This window comes from Erwinia sp. S43, assembly GCF_016624745.1.
Lineage (GTDB): Bacteria > Pseudomonadota > Gammaproteobacteria > Enterobacterales > Enterobacteriaceae > Erwinia > Erwinia coffeiphila.
Genome location: NZ_JACVTX010000006.1, coordinates 181,304 through 196,489, shown reverse-complemented (window position 1 = coordinate 196,489; position 15,186 = coordinate 181,304). Strand labels below are relative to the sequence as shown.

Annotated in this window: 16 protein-coding genes; 8 read left to right on the top strand and 8 right to left on the bottom strand. The window is 52.3% G+C overall.

Annotation, left to right across the window (positions count from 1 at the left end):
• Positions 1-81 precede the first annotated feature (81 nt).
• Positions 82-1,245 (top strand): beta-glucosidase, encoded by a 1,164-nt coding sequence (locus tag IBT47_RS10845; RefSeq protein WP_200560457.1) that lies wholly within the window; start codon positions 82-84, stop codon positions 1,243-1,245.
• On the opposite strand, the gene IBT47_RS10840 is transcribed toward IBT47_RS10845, so the two are convergent.
• Positions 1,227-1,400, bottom strand: coding sequence for a hypothetical protein (locus tag IBT47_RS10840; protein WP_172606586.1), 174 nt, complete (start codon positions 1,398-1,400; stop codon positions 1,227-1,229). The genes IBT47_RS10845 and IBT47_RS10840 overlap by 19 nt on opposite strands.
• Before the next feature lie 758 nt (positions 1,401-2,158).
• Here IBT47_RS10840 and IBT47_RS10835 point away from each other — a divergent pair.
• Positions 2,159-4,168, top strand: a complete 2,010-nt coding sequence (locus IBT47_RS10835; protein ID WP_200560456.1) for a bifunctional diguanylate cyclase/phosphodiesterase — start codon at positions 2,159-2,161, stop codon at positions 4,166-4,168.
• Positions 4,169-4,203: 35 nt separating this feature from the next.
• On the opposite strand, the gene IBT47_RS10830 is transcribed toward IBT47_RS10835, so the two are convergent.
• The 4 genes from IBT47_RS10830 to IBT47_RS10815 are packed head-to-tail and all read right to left on the bottom strand — an operon-like array spanning position 4,204 to position 8,800.
• Positions 4,204-5,580 (bottom strand): efflux transporter outer membrane subunit, encoded by a 1,377-nt coding sequence (locus tag IBT47_RS10830; protein WP_200560455.1) that lies wholly within the window; start codon positions 5,578-5,580, stop codon positions 4,204-4,206.
• Complete coding sequence (locus IBT47_RS10825) at positions 5,580-6,671, bottom strand: HlyD family secretion protein (protein ID WP_200560454.1); 1,092 nt, start codon at positions 6,669-6,671, stop codon at positions 5,580-5,582. The genes IBT47_RS10830 and IBT47_RS10825 overlap by 1 nt, the downstream gene beginning before the upstream one ends.
• A complete protein-coding gene (locus IBT47_RS10820; protein WP_200560496.1) occupies positions 6,671-8,308 on the bottom strand; it encodes an MFS transporter in 1,638 nt (545 codons plus the stop codon). The genes IBT47_RS10825 and IBT47_RS10820 overlap by 1 nt, the downstream gene beginning before the upstream one ends.
• Positions 8,309-8,368: 60 nt before the next feature.
• Positions 8,369-8,800: a MarR family winged helix-turn-helix transcriptional regulator gene (locus IBT47_RS10815; RefSeq protein WP_200560453.1), complete on the bottom strand. Its 432-nt coding sequence runs from the start codon at positions 8,798-8,800 to the stop codon at positions 8,369-8,371.
• 154 nt (positions 8,801-8,954) lie between these two features.
• Between IBT47_RS10815 and IBT47_RS10810 the strand changes: the two genes are divergently transcribed.
• Entirely contained in the window at positions 8,955-9,422 is a 468-nt protein-coding gene (locus IBT47_RS10810) for a GNAT family N-acetyltransferase (RefSeq protein ID WP_200560452.1), read from the top strand.
• A gap of 41 nt (positions 9,423-9,463) precedes the next feature.
• Positions 9,464-10,048, top strand: coding sequence for an RraA family protein (locus tag IBT47_RS10805; protein WP_200560451.1), 585 nt, complete (start codon positions 9,464-9,466; stop codon positions 10,046-10,048).
• A gap of 102 nt (positions 10,049-10,150) precedes the next feature.
• Here the strand turns inward: IBT47_RS10805 and IBT47_RS10800 are convergent, their stop codons facing one another.
• Positions 10,151-10,864, bottom strand: a complete 714-nt coding sequence (locus IBT47_RS10800; RefSeq protein ID WP_200560450.1) for a YoaK family protein — start codon at positions 10,862-10,864, stop codon at positions 10,151-10,153.
• A gap of 788 nt (positions 10,865-11,652) precedes the next feature.
• On the opposite strand from IBT47_RS10800, the gene ycgZ reads away from it, so the two are divergent.
• The 3 genes from ycgZ to IBT47_RS10785 all read left to right on the top strand — a co-directional run bounded on the left by ycgZ (position 11,653) and on the right by IBT47_RS10785 (position 12,565).
• Positions 11,653-11,892, top strand: coding sequence for a regulatory protein YcgZ (gene ycgZ / locus IBT47_RS10795; protein ID WP_200560449.1), 240 nt, complete (start codon positions 11,653-11,655; stop codon positions 11,890-11,892).
• Positions 11,893-11,956: 64 nt separating this feature from the next.
• Positions 11,957-12,235, top strand: a complete 279-nt coding sequence (locus IBT47_RS10790) for a hypothetical protein (RefSeq protein ID WP_200560448.1) — start codon at positions 11,957-11,959, stop codon at positions 12,233-12,235.
• Between the two features lie 78 nt (positions 12,236-12,313).
• The gene (locus tag IBT47_RS10785; RefSeq protein WP_105592848.1) at positions 12,314-12,565 is read left to right on the top strand and encodes a biofilm development regulator YmgB/AriR family protein; all 252 of its coding nucleotides are present in this window, start codon (positions 12,314-12,316) and stop codon (positions 12,563-12,565) included.
• Between the two features lie 9 nt (positions 12,566-12,574).
• Here the strand turns inward: IBT47_RS10785 and IBT47_RS10780 are convergent, their stop codons facing one another.
• Positions 12,575-12,826 carry a hypothetical protein gene (locus IBT47_RS10780; protein ID WP_234471835.1) on the bottom strand — a complete coding sequence of 84 codons (252 nt, stop codon included), beginning with the start codon at positions 12,824-12,826 and terminating at the stop codon, positions 12,575-12,577.
• 315 nt (positions 12,827-13,141) lie between these two features.
• Between IBT47_RS10780 and IBT47_RS10775 the strand changes: the two genes are divergently transcribed.
• Positions 13,142-13,402: a hypothetical protein gene (locus IBT47_RS10775; protein WP_105592869.1), complete on the top strand. Its 261-nt coding sequence runs from the start codon at positions 13,142-13,144 to the stop codon at positions 13,400-13,402.
• Between the two features lie 518 nt (positions 13,403-13,920).
• On the opposite strand, the gene IBT47_RS10770 is transcribed toward IBT47_RS10775, so the two are convergent.
• On the bottom strand, positions 13,921-15,186 hold the full coding sequence (locus IBT47_RS10770; RefSeq protein ID WP_200560447.1) for a Y-family DNA polymerase: 1,266 nt from the start codon (positions 15,184-15,186) through the stop codon (positions 13,921-13,923).

Below are 15,186 nucleotides of genomic sequence, written 5' to 3'. Positions count from 1 at the left end.
GCCCCTCATCCACGGTCTGGTCGCTCTTTTAGTCTAGACTTATCCCATTGTTCCGCTCAGTTCTGCAAACAGGAGAGCATCATGTGTAATGACACCGATTCCTCCCGCTCCCGGCACCATCCGCGTTTGTTCCAGAGTTTTTTCCAGGGCAGTTTCCCCGGTTCAAGTGCCTGCCGATCGCCGGGAAAGCGCGCCGACCTGATGATCAACAGCGGCCACGACACGCTTGTGGATAAAGATTATGCCCTGCTGGCTGAGCATCAGCTACTAAGCGCACGTGACGGTGTTCGCTGGTATCTGATTGAAAAAGAGCCTGGAAAGTACTGCTGGGAAAGCTTTCTGCCACAGCTCGAAGCGGCAAGAAAGTACCATATTCAGATGATATGGGAGCTGGCGCATTTTGGCTGGCCGGATGGGATGGATATCTGGCAGCCTGAGTTTGTTGACCGTTTCGCGGCCTTCGGAGCGGCATTTGCCCGCCTTCTGCGCGAACAAGGCGAAACTCAGCCGCTGATCTCGCCAATGAATCAGATTTCATTCTGGTCATGGGCCGGGGCTGAAATCGCCTGGTTTAACCCGTTTGATACGGGCCGGGGATACGAACTTAAGCAGCAGCTCACTAAGGCAGCGATCGCGGCAATGTATGCGATACGTAACGAACTGCCGGAAGCCCGATTTGTTATTACCGATCCGCTGGTACACGTCGCTGCGTCCGGCTATTCCAGCACCGCAAAAAATGCCGCACAGCAGCAGCATGAAGCACAGTTTGAAGTGTGGGACTGGATATCGGGGCGTAGCCTTCCCGAGCTGGGGGGCAGTGAAGAATTGCTGGATATTATTGGCCTGACCTGGTACCCGGACCACCAGTGGTTTCACAATGGCGATCCTCTGGAGCCTCATCACCCCGATTATCGCCCGCTCCATCTGCTGCTGCGGGATATCGCCACACGCTACCAGCGTCCCCTTTTGCTGGCAGAAACCGGTGCCGAAGCAATCAGATGTGCGGAGTGGCTGAATCGGGTATGTGAAGAAGTCCGATCGGCACTCGATATGGGCGTTGCGGTTGAAGGCATTTCACTCTATCCGCTGGTTGATTATCCCAGCTGGGACGATGACCGTCGCTTACCGGCGGGGCTGTTTGGGCTGCCCGATGCCAACGGCAATCGCACGGTCAATGAAGCCTGCGCCCTGGCACTGCGCAGCCAGCAAATTAAATTTAAGCAGAATCAGGACCGGGAAGAATGATGCAAAGATGAGGGACAGGTTCGGGTATCCAGCGGCTGCTCTGCGGGATACCGCACATCGGAAAGCCAGGTCAGGGTAAACAGTACCGTTACAGTAATCAGTCCAGCGGAAAGCAGTCCGACCAGCGCCAGTAATTTATCGTCTCTGGATTCCATATAATCCTCAATCCTTAGGATAATCAACACGTCAGGATGTCGCTCGGAAAAATTACGACATCAACAATGTTATGGTGAGGACAAAGATTATAAGAGTAAAAGAGGTGACTGCAAGTACCACAATCGCAAATGGGGCATCATCAAGCGGCACCCGCGCATGTTTTTCGACTTCAGATTCGGAGCCAGATTCAGAACTTTTTTTCATGTTAAGCCGCAGCGTTTGAGCAAAACAACCCTGTTTTATAGCCAGAAAACTGTGCGAAATCCTTTTCAAAAATTTTAAGAAAACGTATCTTTGCTTTGATGTTATCGGCGATTAAATAAAGAATAATTAACCTGAAAAAATCATTAACAGCCTGTTTTAATCAGTCTGTTCACACCAGATACCGCTAAAATAAGTTTAAAAACAATGATAACATGGCGAATAAACATATTAACATGACAAATCAGTTAACACTGGCCCGATTGGCTATAAGATATTCCTTTTTGTCATCACACCTTAAAATCAGCTATGGTGGCAAAATCCGGCACCTATAAAAAACATTAGCACAATTGATAAATCCGGTGAATACCGTTGACCCTGAATTATTCGACCAATTTTAAGCAATTTAAGAGATAAAATAGGGAATTCTTTCGGCAGGCTATCCAGGTGCTTCTTTTCTCGCCACCCCGATAGACTTGCGTGAAAAAAGACTGAATAATGCTGGCGCTCATTCAACGGCATCGCCAATTTATCCTGCTGCGCGACCAGGTTTATCATGCATCGATATCGCCTTCCTGAAGAAAGTTTTTTAATTTTTGAACAGATTATTGAACACAGTAGCAATGCGATTTTTATCGTTGACGGTGGTTTGACGCTGACCTTCGCCAACCATCCGGGCGAACGGCTCTATCATCATTTGCTGGCAACCGGACAATTGGCTAAAACGCTAACCGAGGACTGCCCTCAGCTTGACCTGTCCACGGCCGATGCGCCTCTTTGGTTGCGCACCCGCTGTGTCGACATCAGCAAGCCCCAGGGCACGCCCGGCCAACTGCTGATCGCCACGGATATTACCGGTGAGGTTCAGGCTCAGCGCGAAGAGTCGCTTTCACGCTGGCGCCTGGAACAGACGCTGGAGCTGACGGAAGAGGGATTCTGGTTATGGGACGTCAGCAGCGGGATTATTTCCCATAATCAGGACTGGAACCGACTTTTTGGCTTTGATGATAATCGGCTGACGCATCACCAGGATGCGATGTTTAACCTGATCCATCCTGACGATATCGCAGCCACCAGACAACATTTCCAGAATCATCTCTCCGGTCAGACCCCACTTTTTCACTGTGAATACCGCGTTGTCGATCGGGTTGGACGACAGCGCTGGATCCTCAATCACGGCAAGGCAGTACGTCACAGCGATTCGGGTACGGTGCTGGAGATGCTGGGTAAAGCAAAAGACATTACCGAAAAAAAGCGCCGCGAGCGTGAGATGCTTCAGCTGGCGTGGCAGGATCCGTTAACCCAACTCGATAACCGCAATCGGTTTTACGACAAGGTTGAACAGGCGCGCGGTCAAATGGATCGTCACCAGTTTTCGGCCTTACTTTATCTCGATCTCACTCGGTTTAAAGAGGTTAACGACACACTCGGCCATAATGCCGGGGACGAACTGCTAAAAATTATCGCTCAGCGCCTGCGCAGCACTCTGCGCAGTCATGATGCAATCTCCCGCCTCGGCGGGGACGAATTCGCCGTGCTGGTCACCGATCTCGGTGACAGCTATCAGGAAGCGCGAAATAAACTCACCCTTCTCGCCGAACGCTTACTCCAGAATCTTGAGCAGGATGCCATTATTGGCGATAACCAGCTCAATATCACCAGTAGCATCGGTATTTACCTCTACCGCCACGATCTCGCTCCTATCGCCGAAATGATGCACAAGGCCGATATGGCGCAGTACTACTCCAAAAAGAATCATCGCAAGTGGATGTTCTGGTCAACGCGCCTGCGTGAAGAACAGCGCCAGCGGGATACTATCGAAAACGGTTTGCGGCGCGCGCTAAAAGAAGACGAATTTTTCCTTGAATATCAGCCGCAGTTTTCCCGCTGTGGCAGCGTTACCGGCCTGGAGGCACTGCTGCGCTGGCGAACGCCGGATGGTCGATTGATCTCTCCAGCCACCTTTATACCCGTAGCGGAAAACAGTGGGCTGATTCTCAATATCAGCGAGTGGGTGCTGGAGAGAACCTGCGCACAGCTCAAGCAGTGGCAGACTCAGCCCGGAATGGAAACGGTGCGTGTCTCGGTCAATATCAGCCCGCGACAGCTGAAACGCAGTGACTTTATTCGGCAAACGGAGCGCATTGTGAGCCGCAGCGGCGTTGATCCTCAGCGGCTGAGTTTTGAAATACTGGAATCAGCGCTGGCCAGCGATATCGATGACGTTCAGCGTAAGCTCTCCGCACTGCGGGACATGCGCATTAATATCGCGCTGGATAACTTCGGTACGGGCATGGCATCGCTGACCGGGCTGCGTAAGCTGGGGATCGGCGAGGTCAAAATCGATCGTTCCTTTGTGATGGATATGGAACGTAATCCAGATCATCTGATGGCGATCCGCGCGATGATCGCCATGTGCCAGGCTTTGGGGATCAACATTGTTGCCGAAGGCGTGGAAGAAGAAACACAGTTTTCAGCCCTGTGCGAAATGGGATGTCATCGCTTTCAGGGCTGGTATTTTTCCCGCTCTCAGACCCCCGATCGACTGGTCCATCTGTTTAACTAAAGCGGGATCGGGGCAAAAATCCTGCTGGCAGATATTTACTGCTGCCAGCCTCCGCCCAGTGCACGGTAGAGATCGATCTGCGCCAGCAGCAGATTATTTTTTGCCTGTACCACGCTCAGCTGGGTACTGAACAGCGTGCGCTGAGCATCCAGTTCATCCAGATAAGACGCGTAGCCGTTGCGATAGCGATTGCTGGCAATATGCAGCGCTTCGCTCACCACCTGCTGCTGTTTTTCCAGTTCGACCAGCTGCTGCTGGTAGCGCGTAATCGCATCAAGATCGTCATTCACCTCACCGAACGCGCTGCGCACCACCTTTTCATAGGTGTAGAGTGCCTGATTTCGCGACGCCATTGAGACATCCACCTGCGCGGTCAGCGCTTCACGGTTGAGCAGCGGAGCCAGCACGCTGCCACCGATGCTCCAGAGTCGGAAGGGATTGGCCGCCAGCTCATGCAGAACGGAACTTTGCAGCGTGCCGCTGGCGGTCAGATTCAGCGACGGCAGCAAACTGGCGCGGGAAGACTGTAAAGAGGCATCCGCCGCCAGCAGCTGGCGTTCGGCCTGCACAATATCCGGCCGTCGCTGCAGCAGCTGCGATGGCATCACCGCAGGCAGCGATTGCGGAGCCAGATGGTCAAAGTTGTTCTGCCGGGCGATCTGACGTGGGTTCATACCGACCAGAATACTCAGCGCATTCTCCTGCTGGGATATTTGATGCTGCAACAGCGGGATCTGTGCCTTTGCCGTCTGATATTCCGACTCGGACTGTACCCATTCCAGCTTCGAGGTATAGCCGGTTTCAAACTGACGTTTAGCCAGATTCAGTGAGTTCTGCCGGGTTGCCAGCGTTGCCTCGGTAACACGAAGCTGTTCATCCAGCGAGACCAGTGTCATATAGCCAGAAGCGACCGACGCGGCGATGGTCAGCTCCGCAGCACTGGCGGCGGCCTGCTGTGCTGCCAGCGAGGCTTTTGCCGCGTCAATACTACTGCTGCGCGCCCCCCAGAGATCAACGTTATAGTTTGCCTGCAGCAAACCCTGGAACACCGAATACTGATACGGCTGCCCGGTGACGGCCGAAATTGCCCGCGCGCGGGTCGCGGCCACACCGGCGTCCAGCGTCGGGAAGTTGTCGCCCTGCGCCCCACGCAGCTGGGCACGGTACTGATCCACGCGTGAACGGGCGATCAGGATGTCCGGATTATTGCGCAGCGCCTGCTCCACCAGCTGATTCAGCTGCGGATCGCCAAACGCACGCCACCAGTTCGCCTCAACGGCGGCTCCCGGCCCGACCTGGCTGCGCCAGCCATCAGGGATCGGCAGCGAAGCGGGAGCCAGGTCTACTTGTGTGGCGCAGGCCGACAGCATGGATGCCAGCAGCAGGGCCAGCAGGGCTTTTTGAGCCGGCATCAGCGTTTCTCCCTGCCGTTATCATCCCCTGTGGTATCGATGTTCACCTCCACCGACATACCGGGGCGCAGCTGTTCCGTGTTCTCGCTGGTAATGCGAATACGCACCGGAATACGCTGGGCGATTTTTACGAAGTTACCGGTGGCGTTATCCGGTGAAATCGCACTGAACTCAGAGCCTGCCGCCGGAGAGATAAACTCCACTTCTCCGTCATAGCGCGTGTTGTTCAGCGCATCGACGGTAAAGCTGACCGGTAGCCCAGGGCGGATGCGTGCCATCTGTGTTTCTTTCATATTGGCGATCACCCACTTCTGCTTCGGCACCAGCGACGTTAACCGGGTGCCGGCGGTCACGTATGCACCCTGGCGCACCGAAATCTGGCCAAGCTGGCCGTCATCCGGGGCAATAATACGGGTGTTACCCAGATCGATCTGCGCCAGCTCCAGCGCTGCCTGCGCGCTGGTTACGTCGGCCTCCAGCGAAGCGCGATTAACAATAGTGGTCTGAAGATCCTGACGGGACACTTCCAGCGTGGCCTGCGCCTGCTGAACGTCCGCCTGCGTCTGACTGTTGCTGGCCCGTGAAGCGTCGCGCTCGCGCAGCGACAGCGATCCGTCCGCCACCAGATTTTCTACGCGCTTCAGATCCAGCCCGCTTTTCACCGCCTGGGCTTTGGCATTTTGCAAAGCGGCTTCATTACGTTTGATGACTGCCTCTGCACTGCGCCGCTGCTGCTGGTTATTCGCCAGAGCCGCTTTCTTCATCTCCAGCTGCGCCTGAGACTGATGCACACGCTGGCGATAAATACGATCGTCGATAGTCATCAGCAGATCGCCGCGCTTAACCGGCTGCAAATCCAGCACCTTAACCGAGGTAACGTAACCACTGACCTGCGGGCTGATAAAGGTCACCTGTCCACGCACGTAGGCATTTTCCGTCGACTGTACCTGGCTGGTAAACGGCGGCAGCTGCCAGGCGTAGAGGATCACCAGTACACCGACGATGGCAATGCCCGATCCCAGAGCAATCGATAAAATTCGCAGCTTGTTGTTTCTCTGGCGCTCGGCCTGCTGCTGTTCCTGTTGGCTCATTATTTCCCCGTTGCGATCGTTGTCGCCGTTTGTTGCATTGCCCGCTGCTCAGCTTCCGCTTCCCGTTTTGCCTGCTGCCAGTTGAGATAGCGCAGGCGGGACAGCCGCCACAGCACCCAGAGTAAAGTCACGGCGGCAATACCCGCCGTCAGAAGATAGACATCGTTATAAGCCAGGACGTTTGCCTGTAGAGTGGCAACCGTCTGCAGCTGCGTGGTGCTCTGCGCACTGGTAAGAACAGAATCGGTCAACTGGCTGCTGAACAGGCTGGAATACTGTGCGAGGCGATCGGTCACGTTGGGGTCGAGCAACGAAAGCTGGTCGCCAAGCAGGCTGGAATGATATTTTTCACGCCATGTCTGAAATGTTCCCAGCAGCGCCGATCCCATCAGTCCGCCAATGTTCTGGCTCATGCCGAACAGCACCACGAAGCTCACCAGGTTTTTAGGCTGGGTGACCACGCCCCCCACCCCCAGCAGCATCGCCGGTGCGATACAGAAAGAGGTACTGAAGCCGAGCAGGAACTGGCTGAAATACATATTGTGCGCACGCGTCAGCGGGTTGGATTGCGCATCCATCAGCGAGGCAACCATCACAATAATCAGCGAAACAACGATCGGCCAGCTCAGATGCTTCGGATTAATGGTCAACGCACTGAAAATAATGCCTGCCGCAACGCCGGCCAGGATCGCCAGCGCCAGCCCCTGCATCTGATCGTTTAACATTCCGATCGTTTGCAAATAGCCCACCGCGCCGGTGTTCTGTTCAGCCAGCATGATACGCAGCAGGATCATCACGATCCCGAGCCGAATAATCGCCCCGCTGCCCAGCCACCGCGTATTGATTAACGGGTTACTGCGGTTATGCTCCACCAGCACGGCGGCCGTCACCAGTACCAGGCCCAGCGCCGTGCAGACACCCAGCCACGGCGTGCTGGTCCACCATTCAATGCGGCCCAGTGACAGCACGCCACAAAACAGCGCCATGCCAGGCGCCATCAGGAAGAAGGTGAGGAAATCTTTTTTCTCAAACACGCGGGTCCGCTCGCCCGGCGGCAGTTTGAGGATCAGCACCGCGCCCAGCGCCATCAGCGCCAGCCCCAGCTCAAACAGATACAGCCCCCGCCACTCCTCCAGCTGCAGCAGCTCGGTAGAGAACAGCCGCGCCAGTGGGATCGCCAGCTGCGATGCGCCCAGCCCGATAGCCAACGCCTTCAGCCGATGCTTCGCAGGCCAGGCCTGAATCTGATAGTAAATCCCCAGTGAACTCAGCGCTGCCCCCACCATACCGTGCGCCGCACGCACGATAATTGCCGAGCTGAGATCGTTGACCAGCAGATGGAAGAACGCCACCAGCACGTACAGGACCAGGAATGCCTCGGTAAACACCCGCAGGCCGAACTGCTGGCGAAACTTGACCAGCAGCAGGTTGATGGAGATGTTGCCCATCACATAAACCGCCGGCAGCCAGGCGATTTCATTGCTGTATGCGCCAAAGACGCCCTGAAGATTGGTCAGATTGGCCGTCACCAGCGCATTGCTCAATGCCCCGGTGATGGAGATCAGCAGGCCAACAATGCCAAAGGCAATACGCTTATGGCCGGGGTGCAGCGGCGTGGAGGGGGAACCGGGCAGCATCGGCTTTTCACCGGGAGCCCACTCCCGCGGCGCATAGGGGTTAGGCTTATCGCGGCGCACTTACTTACCCTCGGTGGCAATCAGTAGCTGTTGCAGTACTCGCTGGGTGACCGCCAGGTCATCTTTATTAACGTTGGCCAGCAGCTCATTGCGCAGTGCATCCGCCTCAACCTTCAGCCGCTGATACAGCGTTTCGCCCTGAGGCGTTACGTGCAGCAGCCGTTTACGTCGGTCTTCCTCCGGCTGAATGCGCTCCACCAGTTGCTGTTTAACCAGTCGGTCGATCAATGGCACCACGCTGGCATCTTCCAGCCCCAGCGCCTGAGCCAGCTCTTTCTGACTGATTGGCGTTTCCTGAATGGCAATGGTGGCTACCGCCATCCAGCTGCTCATGCTCAGACCGTTATCTTTCATCCGCCGATCGATCGCCTGACGCCAGGCATGCGCCGTAAGATGCAGCAAACGGGAGAAGTTCAGTTCCTGGGAGTTCAATATATAGAGACCTGATGATTAGAGTTCTAACTAAATTACCTGGCAATTATAAACGCGCTCAGATAAAAATGGGAAGAGGATCGGAAAAAGTTTAGATAGTTCCTGAACTTTCCGCCAGGCGGTGGAAATGAATTCACGCATCGGAGAGGATTGAATGGAGATTGTGCCCCTGCGCCAGCAGCCTGAAAGAAGCCTGGAGATAGCGCAACTACTGCACAGCGAATGGTCAGCGCTGCAAAACTGGTCTTCGATCGCGCGGATTAATGAACGTCTGCTTTTACGCAATCACCCGGACCGCAGCAGTTTTACCCTGCTTGCCGACCACGCAGACGGCAGCCTGATGGGAACCGCCAGTGTGATTGAATACGAACTCGACGATGATCCGTCGCGCCGCTTCTGGCTGGGAGAAGTTTTCACGCCGGTTGCCTGGCGCGGTAAGGGCGTGGGATCGGCGCTGGTCAATGCCTGTATCCAGTATGCGAGAAACGATCGTATGGACAGTCTGTGGCTCTATACGCCGGATAAGCAGAGTTTGTATCAGCGGCTTGGCTGGCGTGAGATTGAACAACGTGAAGTCTCCGGCGAATGGGTTTCGGTGATAGTGCTGAACCTGGCGGCATAAAGGTGATAGATAACCCATAACGACTAAGAAAGGTAATGACGATGAGCTACGGTAAACGCATTAACGCTTCCTTTGAACGCCCTGATCCTCAGGTTCTGGCACGGCTGGCGGTTTATGCCACACCGGATTTATGTGATGTTGCGGGTATCTTCGACTGCATGACCAGCAGCATCAAACCGTGGGTATCCGCCGGTAAAATCGTTGGACCGGCCCTGACCGTCAGAGTGCCGCCGGGCGAAGGTGGTATCATTCCCACCGCCATTGAACTGGCGCAGCCCGGTGATATCGTGGTGATCGACGGGAAAGGCAATACCGAAAGCGCCTACTGGGGCGATCAGCGCGGTAGCCTTGCTGTAAAACACGGAGCAATCGGAGTAATCATTGACGGTGCGTTCCGCGATATTGATGACTGCGAGAAAATTGGCCTGCCGATTTTTGCCCGAGGGCTGACCTGTGGCGCTTCAGGAAAAGCGGGCACCGGCGAAATCAACGTAGCGATCAGCTGCGGTGGCGTAGTGGTCAATCCTGGAGATATTGTATTTGCCGATCGTAATGGCGTTTGCGTTATTCCGCTGCAATATGCCGCCGACGTCGCCGCCAGGCTTGAACAACGCTTCCCACGATAAACCGCTCTCCGTTTTTAAGTCGATATCTGCCCGGTGGCTTGCCGGGCTGAATCGGTGTTACGGGAGAGCCGTATTGGTGATTTCGGCCTGAATCAGGCGTTTTTATGCTGAGCGTTTTCTGAATATCGTTGCCAGCGAAAGATAAAGCAGCCCGGCACCGATAATTATCAGAAAAATATAGCCAAACAGCTTAGACAGCCAGATCCCGGCGATCCCACCCACAAAAAACGCTAAAAGCGTTGATGAGTGCAGCCCCAGACGATCCAGGTAAAGCGGTGCATCCTTGGGCGATTCTTTACGTCGGAAGACATCGATGAGCATCGCAACCTCAATGCCAATATCCGTGGCGGTGCCGGAAACATGGGTGGTTCTGACCCTGGCATTAGAGATCCGCGTGACTACCGCATTCTGTAATCCCATCAAAAAGCTCAATGAAAAAATCAGCAGCAGCCCGGGATACGATGGATTGCACCACATTTCAACGATGCCCAGCGCAATCAGCGCCAGTGCCTCAACGAGAATATTCGCCGCGAAAATGGTACGAATTCCCCTTCTACGCCCGGCGTTGATGATCAGCGTGGAAAAAGCAGATCCGGCAATAAACAGCAGCAGAACCGTCAGGAACAGAGCACCCGCCTTCAGGTTTGCTTTCGCCAGATTGTCCGACAGTGACGAAACGTTGCCGGTCATATTCGCCGAGAAAAAACCAACGATCTCAAAAGCCGCCGTATTCAGCGCACCCGCAACGGCGGCAAGCGTACAGGCCAGACGGCTGTCGGTATTGATGGTTCTGGCTTCGTCGGTACTGATTAACATCTGCGATGGCTCATTCTCAGGCGGAGGAGCCGCCATCATCGGCTTAAATGTTCCGGAGAACAAGTGGAGGAACATATGTTGTTGTAAATCGCGGAGTGCAATACGCGGACACGCGTTAGTGACCGGGCCCAGTTGAATAATATCAGGAGAGGTTATCAGGAAACTGCGGGACAAAAACAAAAAAACCGCCCTTAGGCGGTCACGACATTACTACATATTGCTTTGATTTTATTCGTTTTAATCGACAGTGCGAATATGGTGCCCGGAGTGGGACTTGAACCCACACAGCCATAAGCCGAGGGATTTTAAATTGCGTGCTTTTACTAAATAAATCATTTAGATGATTTGATGTTTCATAATAATCACTATCATTTTACCGCATATAAATCATATGGTTAAGAATTGATTGTGCTACATTTTATGAAGGTTCGGCGGCGGGTTCAGCTCCCGCCAGCTCCACCGATCGAGACAGGACAGCACCTGATTTTTCATGTAGTTAGTCACTAAGTTCAGAAAGAAACCAGACTGTAAACGGACAAAAAAGGTTAGTCCCCGAAGGTGAGTTATTCATATTTGTGGGAGTTTTGACCAGATAAATTCTCTGTTATGGCCAGTTACAGCCGCGCTGTTCATTTAGAGCAAACAGCTAAATTAGGACGTTCATTGGATACGAACATTGCTCTGAAATGACGCGAATGAAGAATGCGCTGTACAACTTAATCATTTTTGTATAACTTTATGGCACCGTGCTGCTCAGCACTCATACAAATCTATAATCGGAGTTCGCTATGATCAAGAGCAAACCAGCATGTGGCATGAACAATGAAGTAATGGCTTATATCAGTCGAGCACATACGTCTTCCTTGCAGGAAACGCTGGGTGCGATCGTTCGTGAGGTTTTGGTTTCGGGTAGAACTCTGAATCGTAAAGCTATATGCCACCATCTGATCATGAGACTTGAAAAAGCCACATCCACGGAAGAAAAGCTTGAACTTAACGAACTGGTAAGTCTTTTATTTTCTGAATAAACTATCAGTTTAGGGGCTTAGAATCCTGTGTAGCATAGGTACTACTGGCTAAAGAGCATTGGTTATGAAAAGTAAGACAAATAAAACCCTTGGTGAAATTCTGATAGGTGAAGCTGCATTAGCTTTACTGGACGAAAAAACGCCTGTTTCGTGGAGCGGCATCCTCGGTAAACTTGAAACCCGTCTTGCTGATGAACACGACGAGTCAAAAGCTGAAGTATTGGTGTTGGCTATTAGTGACATCAGGAATGAGATGCAGCGGCGCGGTCTAGACGATAAAAACAACGATGACAGTCACTCAACAACCTCATTTGAAGGTAGTAACAGGCTCACTCGCCACTGATTTTTGTCCATTTTAATCAAATGGGCTATACCTTACACTCTCATGTTCAACAGTTATGAATAAGGTTAATTGTTTGATATGCAACAGTTTATCAACTCATCTGGGTCAGAACTGATCAGCGCTTTCGAAGATATCGATGATATTTACGCTGAGGAAAAAGTAATTTTTTCTATGGCGGTCAGAACGCTTCTCTCCGAAAAAGGCAGTGTTTCCAGTAGAGACGTACTTTTTTACCTGATTGGTGAAATGGATGCGACCACGGACGTGGTAAGACTTGATGTACTACGCACATGTATGGAAATTCTTATGGGCATGAAAAATCCGCACTAAGCCTGTGTCTTAGTGCAATTTTTTCATCAGAAATTGAATAAGTTCCATGCAGTCAAGATAATCGTCAGCATCATCAGTGTTTTCACTGAATAAATGTAACCCCTGGATGAGGCGCTCCGGGGTAACAGCGTCACCATCCGAAAGAAGCTCGGTTATTATCTGCCCCATTAAGGCACGAACCTCATCTGAAAACTCATGAGCATTGTTTTTCAATTCATCTCCATCTGGTGTACGTACATCCAGTGTATCATCATTTTGCATGACCAACTAATCATTGGTTTCTGCCACATATTTTTCCCCGTAATACAAACCTGTGGAGGACAACTGTCTTCGGATGATCTCCTTATGCTGATTCATCACCAGGCTATCGGGTACCATAACCAGTCACTGTCAGTCCGGTAAGTATGGCTTGCATGCCTGGCAAGTTTGGGGTTGAGGAAATTCTCTTATTCCCTTCATCAATCTTGCAGGCTTCCATGCCAGATTAATTCAGAATCATTACCTGTGCGTCCTTCTTACATGACAACTACAGTAACTATTGAGGTTATCAACTTCAGTGCTAGAGGAGGATGTACCGTGTTAATTCAAGACGACGAGAAAGGTCACGTCATCATTGGTGAAGCGGCACTGCACTTGGCGCTGGCTGAAAAAGAGATTAACGTTAACTCTCTCATCGCCGAGCTGGGTCAAATGGCTGCTAATGTTTCCTGTAATAAGCGGCTTAGCGATTTAAACGAGGCCTTAAACTGGCTGAAGAAATTTGCTAATCCGGGAAACACTCAGCAGTCTGAGCCGTTCCTGCAAGTACTTGCAGGCCTCAACGAAGTAAAGCATTAACGCCATAGGACGTAGTCCGGCTCCGGCCGGAAGACGAAAGCATCAGATGACCTCATCGGTTGCGTAAAGCGTATACCGGCCGGAGAAACTGTCAAGGACGACACCTCGCTTAAGCCTGGCACTTTTGATGAGACAATCATTGCTCTCCCTTCCTCAAAATGTCTGCTGCCGCCTTGCTGATACTCTTGACCTGCAAATCAGATGAAGCGCCTTTTAAACGCTCCAACTCATAGATAATGTTCTCCTTGCTGAGTGTATGCCCATTGGCCAACAGGCTGATTACGGCGGTGCCTATTGCACACCCTATAAGGCCGTTTCTGTCTGAATTATTGTTTGGCAATTATTTTTTCACCTGTAATTTTGTACTTATAATATGATTATTGATGATTTTAGGATTCCAGCCTGAGAATTTTCTGTTCATTCCAAATTGAACAACTGATAGGGGTTAGTTATTCCAATTTGATTTAAGCTGCGTATATAATAAACACTGTTTGTCTCAACGTTTCTGATTACAATTATCAACGCACCTTAAGCAAATCGTCGTAGCGCGTAGTGTAGCGCGGAGATAACATTTCCCGTTTCATCTGCCAGTTAGTCTGTATCCCCTGCCCGGCAAAATACAAAGCCCCTCTTCCGTTCTTCGCGTTCAGGTGGTCCAGAACCTCCATCAGTTTTGCACTGTTCTGACGGGGTGCATTGTCATCAAACAGATTAAGCTGTGCGACTCCCTGGCTGTAGAAGTCGCCAAGCATCACACCCGCTTTCTGGTAACGATGTCCATCACGCCAGATTGCATCCAGGCACCGGGTAGCCGCAGAGATAATGTCCCTGCTGTCCTGAGTTGGTGTGAGAAGCTTTACTGATGCGCTCTTACCGTAATACGGCTCGTTAGGTGCAAAGGGGCTGGTTTTGACGAATGCCGAGATAAAACGGCAATACTGATGCTCACCACGCAGCTTCTCCGCTGCTCTGGATGCATAACTGCATATCGCCTGACGCATTTCATCACAGGACGTTACCCTCTCGCCAAAAGACCTGCTGCAGACAATTTCCTGTTTAACCGGGGCAAACTCCTCCAGTGCAAGACAGGACTCGCCGCGCAACTCCCTCACCGTTCGCTCAAGAACGACATTGAAGTGCTTCCTGATGAAACTGGGCTCGGCATCGGCTAATTTGAGCACGGTATCAATCCCCAGCGTTTCCAGTTTTTTACTGATACGCCTTCCGACTCCCCAGACTTCATCAACCGGCAGTACAGCCATCAGCTTTCGCTGTTTCTCAATATTTGAGAGGTCCACCACACCACCGGTATGTCGCTGCCATTTTTTTGCTGCATGGTTTGCAAGTTTCGCCAGCGTTTTGGTCTGGGCAATGCCCACACCGACCGTCAGGTGTGTTCTGCTCAGTACAGTCTCCCTTATTTCCCTGCCAAAGTCGGTAAGGTCGCGGCAGTTACGAACGCCGGTCAGGTCGCAAAAAGCCTCATCAATGCTGTAAATTTCACAGCGTGGTGAGAGCTCTTCCAGCGTTGTCATCACCCGATTGGACATATCGGCATAGAGCTCGTAATTACTGCTGAAGCAGATAACCCCATGCTGGCGAAACGCATCTTTCTGTTTGAAGTAAGGTTCCCCCATCTTAACGAAGGGCTTTGCTTCAGCAGAGCGCGCAATCACACAACCGTCGTTGTTCGACAGGACGACCACCGGCCGTCCTTTCAGGTCAGGACGAAACACCGTCTCACAGCTGGCGTAGAAGGAGTTCACATCACAGAGCGCGAACAT